At 50.4% G+C, this 772-nt stretch carries 1 protein-coding gene; it reads left to right on the forward strand.

Annotation, left to right across the window (positions count from 1 at the left end; translation table 11 throughout):
* The coding region (locus A6E04_RS20880; RefSeq protein WP_139078931.1) for an Ig-like domain-containing protein at positions 1-772 on the forward strand (772 nt) is incomplete at both ends.

Below are 772 nucleotides of genomic sequence, written 5' to 3' on the forward strand. Positions count from 1 at the left end.
CACTGAAGATGACGTGATTAATGCGGCTGAAAGTGGACAAACCATCGTGGTAACCGGTACGGCGACAAGTGGCGACATCGGTGAAAACGATGTGGTGACCATGACGATTAATGGTATCGATTACCAAACTACGGTTGATGAAAATGGCAACTGGAGTGTCGATGTCGCAGGCAATGATCTAGCTAACGATACCGAGTTCGATGTTGTTGTTAGCTCAAGTGACGATGCTGGGAATACCATCGAAAGCTCAGTAACATCAAGCCATACGGTCGATCTTGAAGCGGCAGAAGGCACCGTGACGGTAGCGACTATCACGGCAGATGACGTGATTAATGCAGCAGAAAGTGGACAAACCATCGCGGTGACAGGCACAGCTACGGGTGGCGACATCAGCGAAAATGATGTGGTGACCATGACCATTAAGGGTACTGACTACCAAACCACGGTTGATGAAAATGGCAACTGGAGTGTGGATGTCGCGGGCAATGATCTAGCTAACGACACCGAGTTTGAGGTTGTCGTGACCTCAAATGATGATGCTGGGAATTCAATCGAAAGTACTGCGACCTCAACCCACACGGTCGATACATCAGCGGATGCGGGTACCGTGACGGTGGCGAATATCACGGCAGATGACGTGATTAACGCGGCAGAAAGTGGACAAGTTATCGCGGTCACCGGTACCGCAACGGGTGGCGACATCAGTGAAAACGATGTGGTGACCATGACCATCAATGGCACCGATTACCAAACCACGGTTGATGAAAATGGC

The sequence above is a fragment of the Aliivibrio logei genome (assembly GCF_001691055.1).
GTDB lineage: Bacteria > Pseudomonadota > Gammaproteobacteria > Enterobacterales > Vibrionaceae > Aliivibrio > Aliivibrio salmonicida.